Source organism: Pantoea sp. NSTU24, assembly GCF_050157905.1.
Lineage (GTDB): Bacteria > Pseudomonadota > Gammaproteobacteria > Enterobacterales > Enterobacteriaceae > Pantoea.
Genome location: NZ_JBKIWZ010000001.1, coordinates 3,085,783 through 3,108,642, shown reverse-complemented (window position 1 = coordinate 3,108,642; position 22,860 = coordinate 3,085,783). Strand labels below are relative to the sequence as shown.

16 protein-coding genes, 4 tRNA genes, 3 rRNA genes and 1 riboswitch are annotated in these 22,860 nt (G+C 55.2%); of the genes, 18 read left to right on the top strand and 5 right to left on the bottom strand.

The features are described from left to right. Positions 1–50 precede the first annotated feature (50 nt). Positions 51–785: a glutathione peroxidase gene (locus tag ACLHDD_RS14845; RefSeq protein ID WP_427104694.1), complete on the bottom strand. Its 735-nt coding sequence runs from the start codon at positions 783–785 to the stop codon at positions 51–53. A 124-nt stretch (positions 786–909) separates the two neighbouring features. Between ACLHDD_RS14845 and oxyR the strand changes: the two genes are divergently transcribed. After that, positions 910–1,827, top strand: coding sequence for a DNA-binding transcriptional regulator OxyR (oxyR, locus tag ACLHDD_RS14840; protein WP_128086089.1), 918 nt, complete (start codon positions 910–912; stop codon positions 1,825–1,827). Here the strand turns inward: oxyR and sthA are convergent. Then, the gene (gene sthA / locus ACLHDD_RS14835; RefSeq protein WP_013359450.1) at positions 1,810–3,210 is read right to left on the bottom strand and encodes a Si-specific NAD(P)(+) transhydrogenase; all 1,401 of its coding nucleotides are present in this window, start codon (positions 3,208–3,210) and stop codon (positions 1,810–1,812) included. The genes oxyR and sthA overlap by 18 nt on opposite strands. A gap of 192 nt (positions 3,211–3,402) precedes the next feature. On the opposite strand from sthA, the gene fabR reads away from it, so the two are divergent. Both fabR and ACLHDD_RS14825 read left to right on the top strand, forming a co-directional pair. Next, a complete protein-coding gene (gene fabR / locus ACLHDD_RS14830) occupies positions 3,403–4,050 on the top strand; it encodes an HTH-type transcriptional repressor FabR (RefSeq protein WP_111140431.1) in 648 nt (215 codons plus the stop codon). Positions 4,051–4,064: 14 nt separating this feature from the next. Next, positions 4,065–4,415 carry a YijD family membrane protein gene (locus tag ACLHDD_RS14825; RefSeq protein ID WP_313655727.1) on the top strand — a complete coding sequence of 117 codons (351 nt, stop codon included), beginning with the start codon at positions 4,065–4,067 and terminating at the stop codon, positions 4,413–4,415. 42 nt (positions 4,416–4,457) lie between these two features. On the opposite strand, the gene trmA is transcribed toward ACLHDD_RS14825, so the two are convergent. Then, positions 4,458–5,561: a tRNA (uridine(54)-C5)-methyltransferase TrmA gene (gene trmA / locus ACLHDD_RS14820; RefSeq protein WP_427104693.1), complete on the bottom strand. Its 1,104-nt coding sequence runs from the start codon at positions 5,559–5,561 to the stop codon at positions 4,458–4,460. A gap of 110 nt (positions 5,562–5,671) precedes the next feature. Then, a riboswitch (cobalamin riboswitch) is annotated at positions 5,672–5,854 on the top strand. Between the two features lie 70 nt (positions 5,855–5,924). On the opposite strand from trmA, the gene btuB reads away from it, so the two are divergent. The 9 genes from btuB (at position 5,925) to ACLHDD_RS14775 (ending at position 14,576) form a co-directional block, all read left to right on the top strand. Continuing rightward, positions 5,925–7,805 carry a TonB-dependent vitamin B12 receptor BtuB gene (gene btuB / locus ACLHDD_RS14815; protein WP_427104692.1) on the top strand — a complete coding sequence of 627 codons (1,881 nt, stop codon included), beginning with the start codon at positions 5,925–5,927 and terminating at the stop codon, positions 7,803–7,805. Further along, positions 7,750–8,601, top strand: coding sequence for a glutamate racemase (gene murI / locus ACLHDD_RS14810; RefSeq protein WP_427104691.1), 852 nt, complete (start codon positions 7,750–7,752; stop codon positions 8,599–8,601). Before btuB ends, murI begins: the two co-directional genes overlap by 56 nt. Positions 8,602–8,995: 394 nt before the next feature. Continuing rightward, positions 8,996–10,535: ribosomal RNA gene (locus ACLHDD_RS14805) — 16S ribosomal RNA — on the top strand. Between the two features lie 73 nt (positions 10,536–10,608). Then, positions 10,609–10,685 (top strand) — tRNA-Ile (locus tag ACLHDD_RS14800). A gap of 138 nt (positions 10,686–10,823) precedes the next feature. Further along, positions 10,824–10,899, top strand: a tRNA-Ala gene (locus ACLHDD_RS14795). Positions 10,900–11,107: 208 nt separating this feature from the next. Further along, positions 11,108–14,011, top strand: a 23S ribosomal RNA gene (locus tag ACLHDD_RS14790). A 200-nt stretch (positions 14,012–14,211) separates the two neighbouring features. Further along, positions 14,212–14,327, top strand: a 5S ribosomal RNA gene (rrf, locus tag ACLHDD_RS14785). The 16S, 23S and 5S rRNA genes sit together here with 4 tRNA genes alongside, the layout of an rRNA operon. 89 nt (positions 14,328–14,416) lie before the next feature. Next, positions 14,417–14,493 (top strand) — tRNA-Asp (locus ACLHDD_RS14780). A 7-nt stretch (positions 14,494–14,500) separates the two neighbouring features. Next, positions 14,501–14,576: transfer RNA gene (locus ACLHDD_RS14775), tRNA-Trp, on the top strand. A gap of 109 nt (positions 14,577–14,685) precedes the next feature. On the opposite strand, the gene hdfR is transcribed toward ACLHDD_RS14775, so the two are convergent. After that, positions 14,686–15,519, bottom strand: a complete 834-nt coding sequence (gene hdfR / locus ACLHDD_RS14770; RefSeq protein WP_427104690.1) for an HTH-type transcriptional regulator HdfR — start codon at positions 15,517–15,519, stop codon at positions 14,686–14,688. A gap of 120 nt (positions 15,520–15,639) precedes the next feature. Between hdfR and ACLHDD_RS14765 the strand changes: the two genes are divergently transcribed. After that, complete coding sequence (locus tag ACLHDD_RS14765) at positions 15,640–15,978, top strand: DUF413 domain-containing protein (protein ID WP_111141094.1); 339 nt, start codon at positions 15,640–15,642, stop codon at positions 15,976–15,978. Positions 15,979–16,003: 25 nt separating this feature from the next. On the opposite strand, the gene ACLHDD_RS14760 is transcribed toward ACLHDD_RS14765, so the two are convergent. Next, entirely contained in the window at positions 16,004–17,524 is a 1,521-nt protein-coding gene (locus ACLHDD_RS14760; protein ID WP_427104689.1) for a YifB family Mg chelatase-like AAA ATPase, read from the bottom strand. Between the two features lie 329 nt (positions 17,525–17,853). On the opposite strand from ACLHDD_RS14760, the gene ilvL reads away from it, so the two are divergent. From ilvL to ilvD, 5 genes are all read left to right on the top strand, one after another. Next, entirely contained in the window at positions 17,854–17,952 is a 99-nt protein-coding gene (gene ilvL, locus ACLHDD_RS14755; RefSeq protein WP_072101316.1) for an ilv operon leader peptide, read from the top strand. A gap of 148 nt (positions 17,953–18,100) precedes the next feature. Beyond that, a complete protein-coding gene (ilvG, locus tag ACLHDD_RS14750; protein WP_427104688.1) occupies positions 18,101–19,747 on the top strand; it encodes an acetolactate synthase 2 catalytic subunit in 1,647 nt (548 codons plus the stop codon). Beyond that, positions 19,744–20,001, top strand: a complete 258-nt coding sequence (ilvM, locus tag ACLHDD_RS14745) for an acetolactate synthase 2 small subunit (protein ID WP_313654905.1) — start codon at positions 19,744–19,746, stop codon at positions 19,999–20,001. The genes ilvG and ilvM overlap by 4 nt, the downstream gene beginning before the upstream one ends. Positions 20,002–20,019: 18 nt before the next feature. Beyond that, positions 20,020–20,949, top strand: coding sequence for a branched-chain amino acid transaminase (locus ACLHDD_RS14740; RefSeq protein WP_111141100.1), 930 nt, complete (start codon positions 20,020–20,022; stop codon positions 20,947–20,949). 60 nt (positions 20,950–21,009) lie between these two features. After that, the gene (ilvD, locus tag ACLHDD_RS14735) at positions 21,010–22,860 is read left to right on the top strand and encodes a dihydroxy-acid dehydratase (RefSeq protein WP_427104687.1); all 1,851 of its coding nucleotides are present in this window, start codon (positions 21,010–21,012) and stop codon (positions 22,858–22,860) included.

Here is a 22,860-nt window from a genome sequence, read left to right as displayed (position 1 = left end):
TATAGGCACATCATCAGAGCGCCAGCTCTCCCGGCTGACCCTCAGATTTTTTACGCTGACAGCAAGTATTGCTGCAGATCCTCACTCCCGCCAATGTGACGACCACCGATGAAGATTTGCGGCACTGTTGCGCGACCGGTTACGGCACGCAGACTGACCGTTGTCGCATCCTGGCCCAGCACAATCTCTTCGTACTGAATTCCCTGATCGACCAGCATCTGTTTTGCCTGAATGCAGAAGGCGCAGCCAGGTTTGGTAAAAATAGCAACGGACTCCTGAGCTTTACAGGCCGGATCCAGGTAGCGCAGCATGGTGTCCGCATCAGACACTTCGAACGGGTCGCCAGGCTGATTCGGCTCCACAAACATTTTCTCTACCACACCGTTACGCACCAGCATGGAGTAGCGCCATGAGCGGGGGCCAAAGCCGAGGTCGGCTTTTTCCACCAGCATCTCCATTCCGCGGGTAAACTCACCGTTGCCATCAGGAATAAAGGTGATGTTGTCGGCGCGCTGTTCCGCTTTCCAGGCGTTCATCACAAAGGTGTCATTCACTGAAACGCAGAGGATGCTGTCCACGCCCAGGCGGGTAAACTGTCCCGCTAATTCGTTGTAACGCGGCAGATGGGTGGATGAGCAGGTGGGTGTAAACGCCCCCGGCAGTGAGAACACGATAACCGTTTTATCTTTAAACAGCGCGTCGGTGGTGACATCGACCCAGCGGTCGCCCTGGCGTGTGTGAAAAGTCACTGATGGGACAGCTTTACCTTCCTGACCTGCAAACATTTACGACTCCTGATCAACTACGTTCCATTTGATGCGCGCATTATTCCCAACCACTCTTGATAGGGCCAATCGTTCATTGCTATTCTATCTATCGCCACGGGCTATCGTGGTCTGGAGGGTAATAATGAATATCCGTGATCTTGAATATCTGGTTTCGCTTGCTGAACACCGTCACTTTCGTCGTGCTGCGGATGCCTGTCATGTCAGTCAGCCCACGCTAAGCGGGCAGATCCGTAAACTGGAAGATGAGCTGGGCGTGATGCTGCTGGAGCGCACCAGTCGTAAGGTGCTGTTCACTCAGGCGGGTCTGCTGCTGGTGGATCAGGCGCGCACGGTGCTACGGGAAGTGAAAGTGCTGAAAGAGATGGCCAGTCAGCAAGGCGAGGCGATGTCCGGCCCGCTGCATATCGGTCTGATCCCGACGACCGCGCCCTACCTGCTGCCCCAGATTATCCCGACGCTGCACCAGACGTTCCCGAAACTGGAGATGTATCTGCACGAAGCGCAGACGCTGCAGCTGCTGGCGCAACTCGACAGCGGCAAGCTGGACTGTGCCATTGTCGCGCTGGTCAAAGAGAGCGAGGCCTTTATCGAAGTGCCGCTGTTTGACGAGCCGATGAAGCTGGCCGTCTATGCCGATCACCCGTGGTGTGATCGCGACCGGGTGCCGATGTCCGATCTGGCCGGTGAAAAACTGCTGATGCTGGAAGACGGCCACTGCCTGCGCGATCAGGCGATGGGCTTCTGCTTTGAGGCAGGAGCAGATGAAGATACCCATTTCCGCGCAACCAGCCTTGAGACACTGCGTAACATGGTGGCGGCGGGCAGTGGCATCACGCTGTTACCGGCGCTGGCCGTTCCGCCGGAACGCATCCGGGATGGCGTCTGCTATCTTCCCTGCTACAAGCCGGTGCCCAAGCGGACGATCGCGCTGGTTTACCGTCCGGGTTCCCCTCTGCGCAGCCGTTATGAACAGCTGGCAGAGGCGATCAAAACCCACATGGAACACTATTTCGACGCGACCTTAAAACAGGCGGTTTAAGCCGTTTAACGCGGCGACGCGATAGGCTTCGGCCATAGTCGGATAGTTAAAGGTGGTATTCACGAAATACTCAATCGTGTTGCCACCATTTTTTTGCTCCATGATCGCCTGACCAATGTGAATAATCTCAGCGGCACGTTCGCCAAAACAGTGGATCCCCAGAATCTCTTTGGTTTCACGGTGGAAGAGAATCTTCAGGCTGCCGACGTTCATTCCCACGATCTGCGCGCGCGCCAGATGTTTAAACTGCGCGCGGCCCACTTCATACGGCACCTTCATCGCCGTCAGCTGCTGCTCGGTTTTCCCCACAGAGCTGATCTCAGGAATGGTATAAATCCCGGTCGGGATATCTTCGATCAGGTGCGCTGACGCTTCCCCTTTGATGATCGCCTGCGCGGCAATGCGTCCCTGGTCGTAGGCGGCAGACGCCAGGCTCGGGTAGCCAATTACGTCACCCACGGCGTAAATGTGCGGCTGCGCGGTCTGATACATGCTGTTCACTTTCAGCAGGCCACGGCCATCGGCTTCCAGACCCACGTTCTCCAGCGACAGCGAGTCGGTGTTGCCGGTACGGCCATTGGCGTACAGCAGGCAGTCCGCCTTCACTTTTTTGCCCGACTTCAGGTGCATAATCACGCCATCTTCCACGCCTTCGATCTTTTCGAACTCTTCGTTGTGACGAATGACCACACCGCTGTTCCAGAAGTGATACGAGAGCGAGTCAGACATCTCCTGATCCAGGAACGCCAGCAGGCGATCGCGGGTGTTGATCAGGTCAACCTTGACGTTCAGGCCACGGAAAATGGAGGCATATTCACAGCCAATCACCCCCGCGCCGTAAATAATGACGTGGCCGGGTTCATGGTGCAGATTAAGAATCGAGTCGGAGTCGTAAACGCGCGGATGGGTGAAGTCGACATCATCAGGATGATAAGGGCGCGAGCCACAGGCGATGACAAACTTCTCTGCCGTCAGCGTTTCGCGGGTGCCATCCGGCTGCTCAATCTCAATTGTATTGGCATCCACGAAATGCGCATCGCCCTGATAAAGCTCGCAGCGGTTGCGCTCATAGAAGCCCTGACGCATGGCTGTCTGCTGACTGATCACGTTTTCCGTGTGGTTGAGGATGTCAGCAAAGGAAGAGCGAAGCAGACGGGTGTGATCGCTATAGAGCGGATTCTGGTTAAATTCGATAATACGGCTGACGGCGTGGCGAAGGGCTTTGGAGGGGATGGTGCCCCAGTGCGTACAACCGCCACCGATATTGTGGTAGCGTTCGATCACGGCGATGCGCGCTCCCTGTTTTACCAGCCCCATCGCCGCACCTTCACCGCCGGGCCCTGAGCCAATCACAATGGCATCGTAATCGTAAGACTTTTGCATACCGACACGTCCTATTATTTATACATTTTTACAACGAGATTCTAACATCCCGTCGCGCACTTCTGAATTCTATCAGCGATTTTCATCACAGTTTGGCAAAGAGTGAGGTTCACAGGCAGTGACAAAGATTGCCACTCTGTACGCTGAAAATTTTGATATAGTGCCCCCTCAACACCGCTAAAGGCAGAGAGAATGGGCGTCAGAGCGCAACAAAAAGAACGTACACGACGTACACTGATTGAAGCAGCTTTCAGTCAGCTCAGCGCCGAACGCAGTTTTGCCAGCCTGAGTCTGCGGGAAGTTGCCCGCGAAGCCGGCATTGCACCCACCTCATTTTATCGTCATTTTAAAGATGTCGATGAACTTGGCCTGACGATGGTGGATGAAAGCGGGCTGATGCTGCGCCAGCTGATGCGCCAGGCGCGCCAGCGTATCGCCAAAGGCGGCAGTATCATCAAAACGTCAGTAGCGACTTTTATGGAGTTTATTGGCAATAACCCTAACGCTTTCCGTCTGTTGCTGCGCGAACGTTCCGGCACCTCTGCCGCATTTCGTGCCGCAGTGGCGCGTGAAATTCAGCACTTTATCGCTGAACTGGCGGATTATCTTGAGGTCGAAAATCGCATGCCGCGCAGTTTTACCGAAGCGCAGGCTGAAGCGATGGTGACGATAGTTTTCAGCGCCGGTGCAGAAGCACTCGACGTTGATACGGAGCAGCGACGTAAGCTTGAGGATCGGCTGGTGCTACAGCTGCGCATGATCGCCAAAGGCGCCTATTACTGGTACCGCCGTGAGCAGGAGCGGCTGGCGGTTACCCTGGAAAAACCCGAAGAACAATGAGTAAGGATCCGTCCATGACCCACCCAGGTATTCGCGATAAAAGTACGCTGGCCCTGGCTTTTATTACCGGCTTAGCGATTAACGGCTCGTTTTCGGTGCTGTTCAGCGCCTTTGTTCCCTTTTCGATTTTTCCGCTGATTTCACTGGGCCTGGCGGCGTGGTGTCTGCATCAGCGTTATCTCAACACCAATATGCCGGACGGTATGCCAGGTTTGGCGGCCGCCTTTTTCCTGCTGGGCATTCTGGTCTATAGCGCACTGGTACGGGCAGAGTATCCGGATATCGGGTCGAACTTCGTGCCGACCGTGCTGATGGTGGCGCTGGTGTTCTGGATTGCGGCGCGGTTTAAACGCAAGCGTCACTAAGCGTGATAACAAAAACGGGAACCGCAGGGTTCCCGTTTTTATTTACGCTTTTCGCGTCAGCAGCACGCCGCATTCCATGTGGTGGGTGTAAGGGAACTGATCGAACAGCGCCAGCCGGGCCACGTCATGTGTTTCTGCCAGCGTCTGCAGATTGTCGCTCAGGGTCTGGGGATTGCAGGAGATATAAAGGATGCGCGGGTACGCCTGCACCATCTTCACCGTCTCTTCGTCCAGTCCGCTGCGCGGCGGGTCAACGAAAATCGTTTCGCAGTCGTAGCTGCTCAGGTCAACGCCTTCCAGACGATTGAAGCTGCGCACGCCGTTCATCGCCTGTGTAAACTCTTCCGCCGCCATACGAATGATCTGCACATTATCGATCTGGTTGACCGCAATATTGTACTGAGCCGAAGCCACAGACGGCTTCGCGATCTCTGTGGCCAGAACGCGGCGGAAATTGCGTGCCAGCGCCAGCGAAAAGTTGCCATTGCCACAGTAGAGTTCCAGCAGGTCGCCCTGTGAATCCCGTGTCACGTCCAGCGCCCACTCCAGCATCTGAATATTCATCGCCGCATTGGGCTGGGTAAAACTGTTTTCGACCTGACGATAAATGATCTCGCGGCCTGCCACCGGCAGACACTCATCAACGTAATCGCGATCCAGACAGATTTTGGTTTTGGTCGCGCGACCAATCAGCTGCACATCCAGCCCTTCGGTGCGGAGCTGATCACGCAGCGCCGCGGCGGCCTGCTGCCACTCATCATCCAGCTTGCGGTGATAAAGCAGCGAAATCACAATCTGATTGCTCAGAGTGGAAAGATAGTCGATCTGAAACAGTTTATGACGCAGGATGCGGTTATCGCGGATCGCGGCGATCATCTTCGGCATCAGCTGATTGATTAGCTGGCTGGCCGCCGGGAACTGATCAACGCGGATCCGCTCGCGCGTCTGCTGATCAAAGATGATGTGATAGATGTCATCGCCGTCATGCCACAGGCGAAATTCGGCGCGCATCCGATAGTGGCTGACCGGTGAACGGAACACCTCCACGTCGGGCGCCGCAAATGGCGTCATCATCGTCTCTAAACGACTGACTTTTTCCGCCAGCTGGGCGTCATACTCTTCTATGGGGAGATGTTCGGGTGTCATGAGCAGTCCTGATTAATAACTTACCAGCGGGCGATTGTAGGCATTCACTTGCTGATGTCCAGTCCTGCAGCGAGAAGATATTGGGCTATCTGGACTTCCCTGTTCCCACTCCGTAGACTGCTGAAGCCGGCCTCATGCCTGAGTTAATAGGGAATCCAGTGTAAATCTGGAGCTGACGCGCAGCGGTAAGGAATGTCGTGATGTGTGCAATTGCAGACACTGTCCTGCGGGATGGGAAGTCATCATCACTTATGGTTCCCAGCCCGAAGACCTGCCGGTGTAACGTCGCTACTCGTACAATCATCGCGTGCTATTGATTGTCGGCCTGCGGCATCCTGCTGAGTCTTATGGATGCTTTCATAAATGATAAAAAAAACGCTTTCGCTGTGCGCTCTGAGCGCCACGGCGATTTCTCTCTGGGCGCAAAACGGTGATGCGCAGGCGAATGATGAAACGCAAATCGTCACCGCCAACCGCTTTGCAGAACCTGTTTCGGACGTGCTGGCGCCTGCAACCGTCGTCACGCGTGATGAGATCGATCGCTGGCAGGCCAAAAGCCTGACCGATGTCATGCGCCGCCTGCCGGGTGTGGATGTGGCGCAGAATGGCGGACTGGGTCAGCAGAGTTCCCTGTTTATCCGGGGCACTGAATCCCGACATGTGCTGATCCTGATTGATGGCATCCGGCTTAATCAGGCGGGCATCAGTGGTTCGTCTGACCTTAGTCAGATCCCCTTGTCGCTGGTTCAGCGCATCGAATATGTCCGCGGCGCACGTTCAGCGGTTTACGGTTCGGATGCCATTGGCGGCGTCGTCAATATCATCACCGGTCGCGCGCAGCCGGGCAGCACGCTGACGGCGGGCGCGGGCTCCCGGGGTTATCAATCTTACGATGGCTCTTCGCAGCAGGCGCTGGACGAGGCGACCACGCTGACGCTGGCAGGCAACTACACCTATACGCGAGGGTATGATGTAGTGGCGGGCTATCCGAATGACTATGGCCCGGCCCAGCACGATCGCGACGGCTTCATGAGCAAAACGCTGTATGGCAACCTGACGCATCAGTTCAGCGATGAGCTGAGCGGTTTTGTGCGCGGCTATGGGTTTGATAACCGCACCGCCTACGATGGTTCCTACAGTTACGATGAGAGCTTTACGAATATCGTCGGGCTGGCGGATACCCGGCAGCTCTACAGCCAGACCTGGGACACCGGGTTACGCTTTAACCGTGACATTTACTCAACCCAGCTTATCGCCAGTTATGGCCATACCAAAGACATCAACTACGACCCACGCAATGGCCGCTATGGCGCGGCATCCACGTTTGATGATGTGACCCAGTACAACCTGCAGTGGGGTAACACCGTACAGGTGGGGCAGGGGGCGATCAGCGCCGGTGTCGACTGGCAGAAAGAGACGACCGAGCCGGGCACTAACTATCTGTCCAGCGGTTATGCACAGCGCAACACCGGTCTCTACCTGACTGGCCAGCAGCAGGTGGGCAGTATTACGCTGGAAGGGGCGGTTCGCAATGACGACAACAACCAGTTCGGCTGGCATAACACCTGGCAGACCGCAGCGTCGTGGGAGTTTATCTCCGGCTACCGCCTCTTTGCGTCTTATGGCACCGCGTTTAAAGCACCCAACCTGTCGCAGGTTTACAGCCCGCTTTATGGCAATCGCGATCTCGATCCGGAAAAAAGTAAGCAGTGGGAAGGCGGTTTAGAAGGGCTGAGCGGGCCGGTGAACTGGCGCGTGTCTGGCTATCGCAACGACATTGATAACCTGATCGATAGCGATCCGCAAACCTTCCGCTACTACAACACTAAGCGGGCGCGCATTAAGGGTATTGAAGCCACTGCCGGATTCGACACCGGTCCGCTGACGCATCAGCTCTCGTACGATTATCTCGATGCGCGGGATGGCACTACTGACCAGCCACTCCTTCGTCGGGCTAAGCAGCAGGTGAAGTATCAGCTTGACTGGACGCTGTACACGTTTGACTGGTCCGTGACTTATCACTATCTGGGCGACCGGTATGACACTGACTTTAACAGCACGCCGAGCCGTCGCGTGAAATCAGGCGGCGTTAGCCTGTGGGATCTTGCGGTCTCATATCCTGTCACTTCACAGCTCACGGTTCGTGGTAGAATTGCCAACCTGTTCGATAAAGATTACGAGACAGCGTATGGCTATCAGACTCCAGGACGAGAGTATTACCTCAGCGGCAGCTACACCTTCTGATTTACGCCCCACGGTGCTGGTCTTTGATTCCGGCGTCGGCGGGCTTTCTGTCTATGATGAGGTCCGGCAGCTCCTGCCAGATCTTCATTATCTTTACGCCTTCGACAACGCTGGCTTCCCTTATGGAGAGAAAAGCGAAACGTTCATTGTCGAGCGGGTGGTGGCCATCGTTGAGGCGATTACTCAGCGCTATCCACTTTCACTCGTCATTATCGCCTGTAACACGGCCAGCACCGTTTCACTGCCCGCGCTGCGGGAACGCTTTGCGTTTCCTGTGGTAGGTGTGGTGCCCGCGATTAAACCGGCTGCGCGACTGACGCGAAATGGCGTAGTGGGATTGCTGGCAACGCGGGCGACGGTGCGCCGTCCTTATACCCATGAGCTGGTGGCGCAGTTTGCCGGTTCCTGTCACATCGAGATGCTGGGTTCGGCGGAGCTGGTGGAGCTGGCAGAAGCTAAGCTCCACGGTGCGCAGGTTGCACGGGAAGAAGTGCGACGTATCGTTCAGCCGTGGCTGCGGATGGCTGAGCCACCAGATACGGTTGTTTTAGGCTGTACGCACTTTCCTTTACTGCGCGAAGAGCTGCAGCAGGTCTTACCGGAAGGTACGCGTCTGATCGATTCCGGTGCAGCAATAGCCCGACGCACAGCCTGGCTGCTGGAGCATGAAGCGCCTGAGGTGCATTCAGCGCAGCAGAATGCCGCCTTTTGCACAGCGCTGGATAGCGAAGCTGTACAATTATCGCCCGTTTTACAGCGTTATGGCTTCCCGCTGCTGGAAAAACTGGCGCTTTAGCGGCTTTTCGCTGAAAAAAACAGCACTCAGAATTTTATTTGAAATTAGCACTTGTCAGCCTCCGAGAACTCCCTATAATGCGCCTCCACTGACACGGCACAACGGCTTACGAAGCGCCGGGTTGAGTAGGTTCGAAATCATACGAACCAGTGAGTTAAGCGAAAATAAATGCTTGACTGACAATGCGGAAAGCGTATCATACGCAGCCCGCGCCGCAGGAAATAGCGGCATGCTCTTTAACAATTTATCAGACAATCTGTGTGGGCACTCGCAGGATTGATATCAGCGTCTCCGGACGCAAAAAATATCAAGTCTCACGAGTGAACACATAATGACATTCATTATGACGTTTTACAGATGAGCATCGCTGAACTGGTTTCAGCAAATCAAACTTAAATTGAAGAGTTTGATCATGGCTCAGATTGAACGCTGGCGGCAGGCCTAACACATGCAAGTCGGACGGTAGCACAGAGAGCTTGCTCTTGGGTGACGAGTGGCGGACGGGTGAGTAATGTCTGGGGATCTGCCCGATAGAGGGGGATAACCACTGGAAACGGTGGCTAATACCGCATAACGTCGCAAGACCAAAGAGGGGGACCTTCGGGCCTCTCACTATCGGATGAACCCAGATGGGATTAGCTAGTAGGCGGGGTAATGGCCCACCTAGGCGACGATCCCTAGCTGGTCTGAGAGGATGACCAGCCACACTGGAACTGAGACACGGTCCAGACTCCTACGGGAGGCAGCAGTGGGGAATATTGCACAATGGGCGCAAGCCTGATGCAGCCATGCCGCGTGTATGAAGAAGGCCTTCGGGTTGTAAAGTACTTTCAGCGGGGAGGAAGGCGGTGCGGTTAATAACCGTGCCGATTGACGTTACCCGCAGAAGAAGCACCGGCTAACTCCGTGCCAGCAGCCGCGGTAATACGGAGGGTGCAAGCGTTAATCGGAATTACTGGGCGTAAAGCGCACGCAGGCGGTCTGTTAAGTCAGATGTGAAATCCCCGGGCTTAACCTGGGAACTGCATTTGAAACTGGCAGGCTTGAGTCTCGTAGAGGGGGGTAGAATTCCAGGTGTAGCGGTGAAATGCGTAGAGATCTGGAGGAATACCGGTGGCGAAGGCGGCCCCCTGGACGAAGACTGACGCTCAGGTGCGAAAGCGTGGGGAGCAAACAGGATTAGATACCCTGGTAGTCCACGCCGTAAACGATGTCGACTTGGAGGCTGTGCCCTTGAGGCGTGGCTTCCGGAGCTAACGCGTTAAGTCGACCGCCTGGGGAGTACGGCCGCAAGGTTAAAACTCAAATGAATTGACGGGGGCCCGCACAAGCGGTGGAGCATGTGGTTTAATTCGATGCAACGCGAAGAACCTTACCTACTCTTGACATCCAGCGAACTTTCCAGAGATGGATTGGTGCCTTCGGGAACGCTGAGACAGGTGCTGCATGGCTGTCGTCAGCTCGTGTTGTGAAATGTTGGGTTAAGTCCCGCAACGAGCGCAACCCTTATCCTTTGTTGCCAGCGATTCGGTCGGGAACTCAAAGGAGACTGCCGGTGATAAACCGGAGGAAGGTGGGGATGACGTCAAGTCATCATGGCCCTTACGAGTAGGGCTACACACGTGCTACAATGGCGCATACAAAGAGAAGCGACCTCGCGAGAGCAAGCGGACCTCACAAAGTGCGTCGTAGTCCGGATCGGAGTCTGCAACTCGACTCCGTGAAGTCGGAATCGCTAGTAATCGTGGATCAGAATGCCACGGTGAATACGTTCCCGGGCCTTGTACACACCGCCCGTCACACCATGGGAGTGGGTTGCAAAAGAAGTAGGTAGCTTAACCTTCGGGAGGGCGCTTACCACTTTGTGATTCATGACTGGGGTGAAGTCGTAACAAGGTAACCGTAGGGGAACCTGCGGTTGGATCACCTCCTTACCTTAAGATACCTTCCCGCGCAGTGCTCACACAGATTGTCTGATAAAAAGTAACGAGCAGAAAAAACCTCTACAGGCTTGTAGCTCAGGTGGTTAGAGCGCACCCCTGATAAGGGTGAGGTCGGTGGTTCAAGTCCACTCAGGCCTACCAAATTCGCACTCACGCTGCGTTATGTCTCCGGCTCGCATAGTTCACTATGCTTCGCGAAGACATGCCTTGCCTGAGCACGAATTGCACTTCTCACGAAGTGTACTCGGTTGAACGTAGTGGTCTCTGCAGTAACTGTATGGGGCTATAGCTCAGCTGGGAGAGCGCCTGCCTTGCACGCAGGAGGTCAGCGGTTCGATCCCGCTTAGCTCCACCATACCGTTTTAACTGTTTTTTCTGAAATACCTCAGAGCGTACCGGCAACGGTGTGCTGTGACGTATTATGCTCTTTAACAATCCGGAACAAGCTGAAAATTGAAACGACGTGTCGCTTTCATTCTCCGTAAATAAGAATGAAAAAGGCGATGCGTACGAGTCTCTCAAATGCTTGCAGTCCGCAGCGTGAAAACGCCTGTGGGTTGTGAGGTTAAGTGACTAAGCGTACACGGTGGATGCCCAGGCAGTCAGAGGCGATGAAGGACGTGCTAATCTGCGTAAAGCGACGGTAAGGTGATATGAACCGCTACAGCCGTCGATGTCCGAATGGGGAAACCCGGTGCACTCTGTGCATCATTGCAGCATGAATACATAGTGCTGCAAGGCGAACCGGGGGAACTGAAACATCTAAGTACCCCGAGGAAAAGAAATCAACCGAGATTCCCCCAGTAGCGGCGAGCGAACGGGGAGCAGCCCAGAGCCTGAATCAGCCTGTGTGTTAGTGGAAGCGTCTGGAAAGTCGCAGGGTACAGGGTGATACTCCCGTACACAAAAGCACACACGCTGTGAGCTCGATGAGTAAGGCGGGACACGTGGTATCCTGTCTGAATATGGGGGGACCATCCTCCAAGGCTAAATACTCCTGACTGACCGATAGTGAACCAGTACCGTGAGGGAAAGGCGAAAAGAACCCCGGCGAGGGGAGTGAAAAAGAACCTGAAACCGTGTACGTACAAGCAGTGGGAGCCTCTTTTATGGGGTGACTGCGTACCTTTTGTATAATGGGTCAGCGACTTATATTCTGTAGCAAGGTTAACCGTATAGGGGAGCCGCAGGGAAACCGAGTCTTAACTGGGCGTTAAGTTGCAGGGTATAGACCCGAAACCCGGTGATCTAGCCATGGGCAGGTTGAAGGTTGGGTAACACTAACTGGAGGACCGAACCGACTAATGTTGAAAAATTAGCGGATGACCTGTGGCTGGGGGTGAAAGGCCAATCAAACCGGGAGATAGCTGGTTCTCCCCGAAAGCTATTTAGGTAGCGCCTCGTGAACTCATCTCCGGGGGTAGAGCACTGTTTCGGCTAGGGGGCCATCCCGGCTTACCAACCCGATGCAAACTGCGAATACCGGAGAATGTTATCACGGGAGACACACGGCGGGTGCTAACGTCCGTCGTGAAGAGGGAAACAACCCAGACCGCCAGCTAAGGTCCCAAAGTCATGGTTAAGTGGGAAACGATGTGGGAAGGCACAGACAGCCAGGATGTTGGCTTAGAAGCAGCCATCATTTAAAGAAAGCGTAATAGCTCACTGGTCGAGTCGGCCTGCGCGGAAGATGTAACGGGGCTAAACCATGCACCGAAGCTGCGGCAGCAGTAGCAATACTGTTGGGTAGGGGAGCGTTCTGTAAGCCGTCGAAGGTGTGCTGTGAGGCATGCTGGAGGTATCAGAAGTGCGAATGCTGACATAAGTAACGATAAAGCGGGTGAAAAGCCCGCTCGCCGGAAGACCAAGGGTTCCTGTTCAACGTTAATCGGAGCAGGGTGAGTCGACCCCTAAGGCGAGGCCGAAAGGCGTAGTCGATGGGAAACAGGTTAATATTCCTGTACTCGGTGTTACTGCGAAGGGGGGACGGAGAAGGCTATATCAGCCGGGCGACGGTTGTCCCGGTTTAAGCGTGTAGGTGTGTGTTCCAGGCAAATCCGGTTCACTTTACACTGAGGCGTGACGACGAGGCACTACGGTGCTGAAGTGATAAATGCCCTGCTTCCAGGAAAAGCCTCTAAGCATCAGGTAACACAGAATCGTACCCCAAACCGACACAGGTGGTCAGGTAGAGAATACCAAGGCGCTTGAGAGAACTCGGGTGAAGGAACTAGGCAAAATGGTGCCGTAACTTCGGGAGAAGGCACGCTGGCGCGTAGGTGAGGGGACTTGCTCCCGGAGCTGAAGCCAGTCGAAGATACCAGCTGGCTGCAACTGTTTATTAAAAACACAGCACTGTGCAAACACGAAAGTGGACGTATACGGTGTGACGCCTGCCCGGTGCCGGAAGGTTAATTGATGGGGTTATCCGTAAGGAGAAGCTCCTGATCGAAGCCCCGGTAAACGGCGGCCGTAACTATAACGGTCCTAAGGTAGCGAAATTCCTTGTCGGGTAAGTTCCGACCTGCACGAATGGCGTAATGATGGCCAGGCTGTCTCCACCCGAGACTCAGTGAAATTGAACTCGCTGTGAAGATGCAGTGTACCCGCGGCAAGACGGAAAGACCCCGTGAACCTTTACTACAGCTTGACACTGAACATTGAGCCTTGATGTGTAGGATAGGTGGGAGGCTTTGAAGCGCGGACGCCAGTCTGCGTGGAGCCATCCTTGAAATACCACCCTTTAATGTTTGATGTTCTAACGTGGCCCCGTGATCCGGGGTGCGGACAGTGTCTGGTGGGTAGTTTGACTGGGGCGGTCTCCTCCCAAAGAGTAACGGAGGAGCACGAAGGTCAGCTAATCACGGTCGGACATCGTGAGGTTAGTGCAATGGCATAAGCTGGCTTGACTGCGAGAGTGACGGCTCGAGCAGGTGCGAAAGCAGGTCATAGTGATCCGGTGGTTCTGAATGGAAGGGCCATCGCTCAACGGATAAAAGGTACTCCGGGGATAACAGGCTGATACCGCCCAAGAGTTCATATCGACGGCGGTGTTTGGCACCTCGATGTCGGCTCATCACATCCTGGGGCTGAAGTAGGTCCCAAGGGTACGGCTGTTCGCCGTTTAAAGTGGTACGCGAGCTGGGTTTAGAACGTCGTGAGACAGTTCGGTCCCTATCTGCCGTGGGCGCTGGAGAATTGAGGGGGGTTGCTCCTAGTACGAGAGGACCGGAGTGAACGCACCGCTGGTGTTCGGGTTGTCATGCCAATGGCACTGCCCGGTAGCTAAGTGCGGAAAAGATAAGTGCTGAAAGCATCTAAGCACGAAACTTGCCCCGAGATGAGTTCTCCCTGACCCTTTAAGGGTCCTGAAGGGACGTTGAAGACGACGACGTTGATAGGCCGGGTGTGTAAGCGCAGCGATGCGTTGAGCTAACCGGTACTAATGACCCGTGAGGCTTAACCTTACAACGCCAGAGGCGTTTTTTGAGAGACGATTTTCAGCCCTGTTTTCCGGATAAGAATTTGCGGAAACGAAAGATTTTGCGGCGTGACAAGGCGCAGAGCGAAGACATCAGCGGGAGCATACTGACGTATGTGACCGGTGTGGCTGAGCGATGGCAACGCGGTCATGACGTAAAAGATTCGTTTCGTGCACCAAGATTTGCCTGGCGGCTTTAGCGCGGTGGTCCCACCTGACCCCATGCCGAACTCAGAAGTGAAACGCCGTAGCGCCGATGGTAGTGTGGGGCCTCCCCATGCGAGAGTAGGGAACTGCCAGGCATAAGATACGTTCCTTTTTCCTCTGACAGGGAAAAAAAGAAGGAACAGACAGGTATCAGCGAGGCGCTGATGGCTGTGAAAGAACCGGTGGAGCGGTAGTTCAGTTGGTTAGAATACCTGCCTGTCACGCAGGGGGTCGCGGGTTCGAGCCCCGTCCGTTCCGCCACCCTTTTAGGGGCGTAGTTCAATTGGTAGAGCACCGGTCTCCAAAACCGGGTGTTGGGGGTTCGAGTCCCTCCGCCCCTGCCAGAAAACGATCCTTTGCTTCGGCAAAGGATTTTTTTTTGCTTTTAAAAAATCAAAAAACCAGTTAATTCTAACTGGTTTCTTATTTCTCCCGCCCGCTTTTCCCTTAATTTCAGCTATTTTGCCTTACCAGAATCGGGAATTTCAGCAGCTGACGGATATGTGCCTGTTGATCGCTGTTCTGCAACCAGACCGCATAAAGTGGACGAACGGCCACCGGCGTATCCGGAATGATCATTAATTCGCTATAGAGACTCTGCCAGAAGTCGGGCAGAAACGCGCATGCGCCGGTGGTATGCAGCAGTTCACGGGTGACATGCGCTGAAGTTGTCGTCAGGACTGGCACATCGTCAGCGCCTGAAAGATAACTCTGATGCTGATGAAAGTCGGCTCCCCACTCCAGCTTGATGTAGTCGTAATGTTCGCGCTTTTCGCTCTGACGGGCGCAGAACAGCGCCAGCGAGACGTGCCCTATTTGCTGACTGGTTAACTCATCCATCTTAGGCGCTTCGGTCGTGATCAACAGGTCCAGCTGGCGCTCATGAAGCTGCTTTACCAGCAGATGCCGCTGCGCTACACGCGCTTCCAGATGCAGGCTCTCGCGGTTCTCATACAGCGTCTGTAGCCATGGCGTCAGATAAGCCTCCCATAGCGAAGCACTGGCCCCTATCGAGAGCTCATGGTGCTGCTGTGTATGGGACACCTCCTTTTTCGCCATCATCCAGGTGCTCATCAGGCTCTCTGCGTAAGGGAGTAATCGCTCGCCGGCTGCCGTCAGACGGATGTTGTTACGATGGCGGGTGAAAAGATTAACACCGAGCTGATTCTCTAACTGACGGATGCGAAAACTGACGGCAGATTGCGTGAGATAAAGTGCTTCTGCAGCACGCCCGAAATGGCGTGTTCTGCTCACTTCCAGGAAAGTTTTCAGTAATTCCGTATCCACAGCCTTCTCCCAAAAAATGTTTGTCGTATAGATTTAAATGTTTTGTTTTACACTCTGTCAAGCCTATCTAATACTCCGCGCCATTAACAGCACGGCATTAGAAAATCAGGAGCGTGTAACATGGCGGAAAGCTTCTCAACAGAGAATCGTTTCTTTGATAACAAACATTACCCGCGTGGTTTCTCGCGCCACGGTGACTTTACTATTAAAGAAGCCCAGCTTCTTGAACGCCACGGTTTCGCCTTTAATGAGCTGGATTTATCAAAGCGTGAGCCTGTAACCGAAGAAGAACGTTTGTTTATTGAAGTATGTCGTGGTGTGCGTGAACCGCAGACGGAAGCTGAACGTGTCTGGTCCAAATACATGACCCGCATTAAGCGTCCGAAGCGTTTCCATACGCTGTCTGGCGGTAAACCGCAGATGGATACCGTTGAAGACTTTAGCGACAGCGACGATTAACAGGAAAGGGGCGTAAGCCCCTTTTTTATTGCAGGCTGTTGTGCAGATGAATCATTAACCGATCAATTGTCCGATAACTGACGGCCTCCTGCAGATGAATTCGCGTAATCTCAGGCTCTCCGGCCAGATCGGCCACCGTACGCGCCACTTTCAGGATCCGCTGCCAGGCCCGTACAGATAAACCCAGTTTCTCCAGCACAGATTCCAGCCATACCGCATCCTCTTTAACCAGCTGACACCAGCGTACAATCTCCGCGTTATTCAGATGAGCATTTATCTTCCCGGCGCGAGCCAGCTGCACGTCACGCGCGGCGATGACCCGCTGACGAACCTGCTCCGAGGCTTCTGCAGCAGGACGCTGCCCACTGAGCATGCCTCCGGGAAGCAGCGGTATCTCCAGTGAAAGATCAAAACGATCCAGAAAAGGACCGGAAAGCTTGCTGAGATAACGCAGCACCTGCTGAGGCGAGCAGCGGTTATGCTGCCCCTGATAATGTCCTGTCGGGCTTGGATTCATCGCCGCAATCAGCTGAAAGCGTGCCGGATAGGTAACTTTCGCGCGGGCACGTGAAATCGCGATAGAGCCAGACTCAAGGGGCTCGCGCAGGGAATCGAGCACCCTGCGGTCAAATTCCGGCAGTTCATCCAGAAACAGCACACCGTTATGGGCCAGCGAGATCTCGCCAGGACGTGGCAGGGATCCGCCACCAATCAGGGCGTAGAGAGAGGCGCTGTGATGAGGCGACCTGAAGGGTCGGGTGCGCCACTGGCGGTGCAGAGTGCTGCTGTTGACCAGGCTTGCAATTGCCGCACACTCCAGAGCCTCCTGATCGCTTAGTGCAGGCATGATACCGGGGAGCCGGGTGGCCAGCATGGTCTTACCGGTACCAGGCGGCCCGACCAGCAGCAGGTTGTGCCCGCCTGCGGCTGTGATTTCCAGCGCTCTGCGCCCCTGTTCCTGACCAATCATATCGGCGAGATCTTCAGACGTGGTGTGCCCTGAATGCTCAGGGTAGCGGGCCATGGGCAAAGTGTGTGTATTGCGCAGAAAAGCGCATACCTCGCTGAGGTGTGAGGCGACGAGTGAGGCACCCTGACGGATTAAGCCTGCATCGTCCTGATTTTCCACAGAGAGTACCAGTTGCCGCCCGGCCTGAATCGCAACCATCGCTGCCGGAATTGCGCCCTGTACCCCACACAGCGCACCGTCAAGCGCCAGTTCACCCAGAAACTCATAATGCATCAGCTTATCGGCCGGAAGCTGTTCAGAGGCGACCAGAATAGCGATGGCCATAGGCAGGTCATACCGCCCGCCCTCTTTGGGCAGATCGGCTGGTGCAAGATTGATGGTGAGACGTTTTGCCGGGAAGGTAAATCCGCTGTTGATAATGGCGCTACGCACCCGTTCACGCGCTTCTTTCACGGTGGTTTCAGGCAGCCCTACCAGCGTTAAGGCGGGCAGACCGTTACTGATATGTGCCTCAATGGTGACCAGTGGGGCTTCCACACCCAACGCTGCACGAGTCAGAACTTTTGATAATGACATAGTCGCTCCTTATAGCCGTTATCCTGGTCACGGCATAGCAGGAAAGCGAGGACAGCATTTTCACGCTTCGGGGTGTCACACAACCTGTCGGCGCTATTTTCATGTGGGGTCAGAACATTGCGAAGCTGTACGCAAATCCACCAGAATATTATTACGTCACTAAAGTGATGAATAATTATCATCATGTAATTATTTCTTGTATTACAGATCGATAGGCGCAATCCCATTAGCAGACGCGAAAAAAAGCTGCAAAAAAAGTTGTGTCATAACCCCTGACTATGATAACTCTGTAGGCATTACTTCGAACACGTAAAAGAATTGAACAATACATGAAAGCCCTTCTACAAGTGATTAGCCTGGTCGTGATTAGCGTGGTGGTGGTTATTAACCTACCGTGCGGGGCAACGCTTGGAGAAAGAAAGGCTTAAAAATCAAGCCTCGAATTCGAAAAACCCCCGCACCGAAAGGTCCGGGGGTTTTTTTCGAGCCGGGGAAATATCAGCAAATCCACAAGGAACAAACAATGAACAGTAGCATAAAATTCTGTTGTTCCGGTCAGGACACAGGAGAATAGCGATGACAGGTGCACAGTGGGTAGTTCAGGCTTTACGCGCGCAGGGTGTAAATACCGTATTTGGTTACCCGGGCGGCGCGATCATGCCGGTATACGACGCGCTCTATGACGGCGGCGTGGAACACCTATTGTGTCGTCATGAGCAGGGCGCGGTGATGGCGGCGATCGGTCATGCGCGCTCCACAGGCAAAACCGGCGTCTGCATCGCGACATCCGGTCCTGGCGCGACAAACCTGATCACTGGCCTGGCGGATGCGATGATGGATTCCGTTCCGGTTGTGGCGATAACGGGACAGGTAAACTCTGCCTTTATCGGCACCGATGCATTTCAGGAGATCGACGTGCTGGGCCTGTCACTGGCCTGCACCAAACACAGTTTTCTGGTGGAGTCGCTGGATGAGCTGCCCGCCATCATGGCCGAGGCCTTTGCGCTGGCGCAGTCGGGTCGTCCGGGGCCGGTTCTGGTCGATATCCCGAAAGACATCCAGGTCGCGCAGGGTGAACCCGCGCCGCATCTGGTGTCGGTCGAAGAGGACAGCAGCCTGCCCCATCAGGCAATCCATGACGCACGCGCTCTGATGGCACAGGCCAGAAAACCGATGCTCTATGTCGGCGGCGGTGTCGGTCTGGCGCAGGCCGTGCCGGCACTGCGTGCGCTGGCAGAAGAGACCGGTATCCCGGCCGTCGCGACTTTAAAAGGGCTGGGCAGCGTGGATCCTCACAGCGAGGTTTACCTCGGTATGCTGGGGATGCACGGTACCAAAGCCGCTAACTTCGCCGTGCAGGCGTGCGACCTGCTGATTGCGGTCGGCGCCCGTTTCGATGACCGCGTGACCGGTAAGCTGGACACCTTTGCCCCGCACGCCAGCGTCATTCACCTCGATATCGACCCGGCAGAATTAAATAAGCTGCGTCGCGCGCATGTCTCGCTGCAGGGCGATCTCAATGCTTTGCTGCCCGCGCTGAGTCAGCCGCTGCAAATTGATGCCTGGCGTGATGAGGTGAAGGCGATGAAAGCCAGCCACGCCTGGCGCTATGATCATCCGGGCGAGGCGATCTATGCCCCGCTGCTGCTGAAGCAGCTCTCGGATCGCAAATCCGCCGATACTGTCGTAACCACCGACGTCGGTCAGCACCAGATGTGGACCGCGCAACACATGGCTTTCAGCGCACCTGAGAACTTCATCACCTCCAGCGGTTTAGGCACCATGGGCTTTGGCTTACCCGCCGCCATTGGCGCTCAGGTAGCCCGCCCGGAAGATACTGTAATCTGTGTTTCAGGTGACGGCTCCATCATGATGAACATTCAGGAGCTGGGCACCATCAAGCGGGGCAGGCTGCCCGTGAAGATCCTGCTGCTGGACAACCAGCGTCTGGGCATGGTGCGCCAGTGGCAGCAGCTCTTTTTTGACGGTCGCTATAGCGAAACGAATCTCTCTGACAACCCCGACTTCCTCACGCTGGCCAGTGCCTTTGACATTCCTGGCCAGAGTATTACCCGTAAAGATCAGGTCGACGCCGCCCTTGATGCTCTGCTGAACAGCGAAGGTCCTTACTTCCTGCATGTTGCAATTGATGAGCATGAAAACGTCTGGCCACTGGTACCGCCGGGTGCCAGCAATGCAAACATGATGGAGAAAACCGTATGAACCAGCATCAGTTGTCTATCGAAGCCCGATTCCGCCCTGAAATACTGGAGCGCATTCTGCGTGTTGTGCGTCACCGCGGTTTTCAGGTCTGTTCTATGAACATGGCCACCGTCGCTAATGCAGAAAATATTAATATTGAAATGACCGTTGCCAGCCAGCGCTCCGTCGATTTACTGTCTTCTCAGTTAAGCAAACTGATCGACGTCGCAGGCGTTCAGATTCAACAACAGACAACACAACAAATTCGCGCGTAGTCGCGAGAGGGAATAACAATGAGCACGAAGAAAGCAGACTTTATTTGGTTCAATGGCGAGATGGTTAAGTGGGAAGAGGCGAAGGTCAGCGTCATGTCCCACGCGTTGCACTACGGTACGTCGGTATTTGAAGGCGTGCGCTGCTACGACTCTCACAAAGGACCCGTTGTGTTCCGTCATCGTGAACACATGCAACGTCTGCACGACTCCGCCAAAATCTACCGTTTCCCGATTAAAAGCAGCGTTGATGAGCTGATGGAAGCGTGCCGCGAAGTCATCCGCGTTAACAAACTGAAAAGTGCTTATATCCGTCCGCTGGCCTTTGTGGGCGACGTCGGCCTGGGCGTGAATCCGCCAGATGGTTTCACCACTGATGTGATTATTGCCGCATTCCCGTGGGGCGCTTACCTGGGTGCTGAAGCATTAGAGAACGGTATCGATGCGATGGTCTCCTCATGGAACCGTGTTGCGCCGAATACCCTGCCGACCGCCGCGAAAGCGGGCGGAAACTACCTCTCCTCACTGCTGGTGGGTAGCGAAGCCCGCCGTCACGGCTATCAGGAAGGGATTGCGCTGGATACCAATGGTCTGATTTCAGAAGGCGCAGGCGAAAACCTGTTTGAAGTGAAAGATGGCGTGCTCTTTACTCCGCCATTTACCTCTTCGGCACTGCCGGGCATCACCCGCGATGCGATCATCACGCTGGCGCGTGATATGGGTATCGAAGTGCGCGAACAGACCCTGTCGCGTGAGTCTCTCTATCTGGCTGACGAAGTCTTTATGTCCGGTACCGCAGCAGAAATTACCCCTGTGCGCAGCGTAGACCGCATTCAGGTCGGCGAAGGCAAGTGTGGCCCGGTCACCAAACGCATTCAACAGGCGTTCTTTGGCCTGTTCACTGGCGAGACTGAAGACAAATGGGGCTGGCTGGACCCGGTTAACGCCTAACCAGACCTTGCGCGGATGTCGCCGGATGTCCGCGAACTTATTTTCACTGGAGTAAAGAGCATGCCTAAGTACCGTTCCGCTACCACCACCCACGGCCGCAACATGGCGGGTGCCCGTGCCCTCTGGCGCGCAACAGGAATGACCGATGACGATTTCGGCAAACCGATTATCGCCGTCGTGAACTCCTTCACCCAGTTTGTGCCGGGCCACGTCCATCTGCGCGATCTGGGTAAACTGGTTGCCGAGCAGATTGAAGCGGCAGGTGGCGTAGCCAAAGAGTTCAACACGATCGCGGTGGATGACGGTATTGCCATGGGCCATGGCGGCATGCTCTATTCCCTGCCTTCGCGTGAGCTGATCGCCGACTCCGTCGAGTACATGGTCAACGCGCACTGTGCCGACGCCATGGTTTGTATCTCGAACTGCGACAAGATCACGCCGGGGATGCTGATGGCGTCACTGCGCCTGAACATCCCGGTGATCTTCGTCTCTGGCGGCCCGATGGAGGCAGGTAAAACCAAACTGTCCGACCAGATCATCAAACTGGATCTGGTGGATGCGATGATTCAGGGGGCGAACCCCAACGTCAGCGATGCTGACAGCGAGCAGATCGAACGCTCTGCCTGTCCGACCTGCGGCTCCTGCTCCGGTATGTTCACTGCGAACTCCATGAACTGCCTGACCGAAGCCCTCGGCCTGTCGCAGCCGGGCAACGGCTCACTGCTGGCCACGCACGCTGACCGTAAAGAACTGTTCATCAACGCCGGTAAGCGTATTGTCAGCCTGACCAAACGTTACTATGAGCAGGATGACGCCAACGTCCTGCCGCGAAACATTGCTAACAAAGCGGCCTTCGAAAACGCGATGACGCTGGATATCGCGATGGGCGGCTCCACCAATACCGTGCTGCACCTGCTGGCGGCGGCGCAGGAAGGCGATATCGACTTCAACATCTCCGACATTGACCGTCTGTCACGCAAAGTGCCTCAGCTCTGTAAAGTGGCGCCCAGCACCCCGAAATATCACATGGAAGATGTGCACCGTGCAGGTGGCGTCTACGCGATTCTCGGCGAGCTGGATCGCGCAGGCCTGTTCGACAGCAGCGCCCGCAACATCCTGCAGCAGACCATGCGTGAAACGCTGGACCAGTACGACATCATGCTGACCCAGGATCAGGCGATAAAAGAGATGTTCCGCGCGGGTCCTGCCGGTATCCGTACCACTCAGGCGTTCTCGCAGAGCTGCCGCTGGGACACGCTGGATGACGACCGTGCTGAAGGCTGTATCCGTACCCGTGAAAACGCCTATTCGCAGGATGGCGGTCTGGCTGTACTTTACGGCAACATCGCAGAAGATGGCTGCATCGTTAAAACCGCAGGCGTAGACAAAGAGATCCTTACCTTTACCGGCCCGGCCAAAGTGTATGAAAGCCAGGATGACGCGGTAGAGGCGATTCTGGGTGGCAAAGTGGTGGCGGGCGACGTAGTCGTTATCCGCTACGAAGGGCCAAAAGGAGGACCGGGTATGCAGGAGATGCTCTATCCGACCACCTACCTGAAATCGATGGGCCTGGGCAAAAGCTGCGCCCTGATCACTGACGGTCGTTTCTCAGGCGGCACATCGGGCCTCTCAATCGGTCACGCCTCGCCGGAAGCGGCCAACGGCGGCACCATTGCGCTGGTTAAAGATGGCGACACCATCGAAATCGATATTCCTAATCGCGGCATCAAACTCGCCGTACCGGACAACGAACTGCACGCCCGCCGTGAAGAGCAGCAGGCACGTGGCGATGCGGCTTATACGCCGGTCAATCGTCAGCGTGAAGTCTCCTTCGCACTGCGTGCTTACGCATCACTCGCGACCAGCGCCGACAAAGGTGCAGTCCGCGATAAGAGCAAGCTGGGAGGCTAA

What these genes read in the sequence shown, in the direction of transcription:
- sthA (WP_013359450.1), bottom strand. Translation starts at nt 3,210, where the DNA reads ATGCAAAAGTCTTACGATTACGATGCCATTGTGATTGGCTCAGGGCCC.
- ilvM (WP_313654905.1), top strand. Translation starts at nt 19,744, where the DNA reads ATGAACCAGCATCAGTTGTCTATCGAAGCCCGATTCCGCCCTGAAATA.
- ilvD (WP_427104687.1), top strand. Translation starts at nt 21,010, where the DNA reads ATGCCTAAGTACCGTTCCGCTACCACCACCCACGGCCGCAACATGGCG.
- btuB (WP_427104692.1), top strand. Translation starts at nt 5,925, where the DNA reads ATGATAAAAAAAACGCTTTCGCTGTGCGCTCTGAGCGCCACGGCGATT.
- murI (WP_427104691.1), top strand. Translation starts at nt 7,750, where the DNA reads ATGGCTATCAGACTCCAGGACGAGAGTATTACCTCAGCGGCAGCTACA.
- ilvG (WP_427104688.1), top strand. Translation starts at nt 18,101, where the DNA reads ATGACAGGTGCACAGTGGGTAGTTCAGGCTTTACGCGCGCAGGGTGTA.
- ilvL (WP_072101316.1), top strand. Translation starts at nt 17,854, where the DNA reads ATGAAAGCCCTTCTACAAGTGATTAGCCTGGTCGTGATTAGCGTGGTG.
- trmA (WP_427104693.1), bottom strand. Translation starts at nt 5,561, where the DNA reads ATGACACCCGAACATCTCCCCATAGAAGAGTATGACGCCCAGCTGGCG.
- ACLHDD_RS14765 (WP_111141094.1), top strand. Translation starts at nt 15,640, where the DNA reads ATGGCGGAAAGCTTCTCAACAGAGAATCGTTTCTTTGATAACAAACAT.
- ACLHDD_RS14740 (WP_111141100.1), top strand. Translation starts at nt 20,020, where the DNA reads ATGAGCACGAAGAAAGCAGACTTTATTTGGTTCAATGGCGAGATGGTT.
- ACLHDD_RS14825 (WP_313655727.1), top strand. Translation starts at nt 4,065, where the DNA reads ATGACCCACCCAGGTATTCGCGATAAAAGTACGCTGGCCCTGGCTTTT.
- ACLHDD_RS14760 (WP_427104689.1), bottom strand. Translation starts at nt 17,524, where the DNA reads ATGTCATTATCAAAAGTTCTGACTCGTGCAGCGTTGGGTGTGGAAGCC.
- oxyR (WP_128086089.1), top strand. Translation starts at nt 910, where the DNA reads ATGAATATCCGTGATCTTGAATATCTGGTTTCGCTTGCTGAACACCGT.
- fabR (WP_111140431.1), top strand. Translation starts at nt 3,403, where the DNA reads ATGGGCGTCAGAGCGCAACAAAAAGAACGTACACGACGTACACTGATT.
- ACLHDD_RS14845 (WP_427104694.1), bottom strand. Translation starts at nt 785, where the DNA reads ATGTTTGCAGGTCAGGAAGGTAAAGCTGTCCCATCAGTGACTTTTCAC.